This is a genomic window from Streptomyces sp. NPDC051109, from assembly GCF_044455885.1.
GTDB lineage: Bacteria > Actinomycetota > Actinomycetes > Streptomycetales > Streptomycetaceae > Streptomyces.
Window position 1 is genome coordinate 1 of sequence record NZ_JBITFF010000072.1, and the last position, 1,072, is coordinate 1,072.

At 68.9% G+C, this 1,072-nt stretch carries 1 protein-coding gene; it reads right to left on the reverse strand.

What is annotated here, in order from left to right:
• On the reverse strand, positions 1-949 hold a 949-nt coding region (locus ACIBAD_RS37620; protein WP_398911556.1), incomplete at its 3' end, for an IS481 family transposase.
• Positions 950-1,072: the final 123 nt, after the last annotated feature.

Sequence of the window (1,072 nt, forward strand, 5' to 3'; positions counted from 1 at the left end):
TGTATTGCCCAGTGAGGTTGGGGACGCGGCTGGCGGGTGGTTTGCCTGCGAGCGCGGTGTGTCCGCGGTGGTGATTGTAGGTGTGCAGCCAGCCGGGGAACGCGTCGCGTCGTTCCTGCTCTGACCGGTAGGGGCGGGCGTAGGCCCACTCGTCCAGCAGGGTGCGGTTGAGTCGTTCGACTTTGCCGTTCGTCTGGGGCCGGTAGGGCCGGGTCCGCTTGTGGGCGATCCCGGCCGTGGCCAGGACATCGCGCCAGGTGTGGGACTTGTAGCAGGCGCCGTTGTCCGTCAGGACGCGCTCGACGGTGATCCCGTACGAGGTGAAGAACGCCTGGGCCCGCTGCCAGAAGCCGGCAGCGGTCTCCTTCTTCTCATCGCTGAGGATCTCGCTGAAGGCGAGGCGTGAATGGTCGTCGACGGCGGTGTGGATGTAGCTGTAGCCGGCGTTGCTACGGGTCTTGCGGCCGGCTTGGCGGCCGAGGGTCTTGTGACCGCCGCCGTTGGGGATGTTGCCGAGTTTCTTGATGTCGACGTGGACGAGTTCGCCGGGGCGCTCGCGTTCGTAGCGTCGTATGACGGCCCCGGTGGCCCGGTCCAGATGTGCGAGGCGGGCCAGGCCGTAGCGGGTCAGCACGCGGTGCACGGTCGAGGCGGGCACGTCGAGCAGCCCGGCGATGCGGGCCGGTCCCCAGCGGCGCGCGAGGCGGACCTTGATGACCCGCCGCTCGGTTCGGGTCGGCGTCCGCTGCGGGCTGTGGTGCGGCCGGGAGGACCGGTCGGCCATCCCGCTCTCACCGAGTGCCCGGTAGCGGGCGGCCCACCGCTGGGCCGTGGTCGGTGAGACTTGGAATCGCTCAGCCGCCCGCCGAAGCGGCCAGCCGTCCTCGACCACACAGCGGGCCAGCCGCAGCCGTCCGGTCTCGGTCAGGGGTGCATTACGGTGGGGCACGAGGGCCTTTCTGGTCGCCGGTGCAGATGTCGCAATCCACACCAGGCCAGAAGGCCCTCACCCATTTCAAGATCCCTCAGCGGAGACCTACATCACCCGTCCACAACCTCCCTGGACAGAACA